This window comes from Peribacillus sp. SIMBA_075 (assembly GCF_046534585.1).
Genome location: NZ_JAWRYN010001756.1, coordinates 1 through 229 on the forward strand (window position 1 = coordinate 1; position 229 = coordinate 229).

1 protein-coding gene is annotated in these 229 nt (G+C 43.2%); it reads right to left on the reverse strand.

Features of this window, described 5'->3' with window-relative positions; all coding sequences use genetic code 11:
• Nucleotides 1–229: hypothetical protein (locus tag SB775_RS34465; RefSeq protein ID WP_410865784.1), on the reverse strand; the 229-nt coding region annotated here is incomplete at both ends.

The following is a 229-nucleotide window of genomic DNA, read 5'->3' on the forward strand; positions in this document are numbered from 1 at the left end:
CGAGATGGTACCCCTAGTGGGTTTAACATGATATCAATCGGCGTTCCATCTGGAAGATACGGCATATCTTCTTCTGGAAGGATTTTAGAGATAACCCCTTTGTTACCATGTCTTCCGGCCATTTTGTCACCCTCAGAAATTTTACGTTTCTGAACGATGTATACGCGGACTAACTGGTTCACACCTGGTGGTAATTCATCTCCATCTTCACGGTTGAAGACTTTTACAT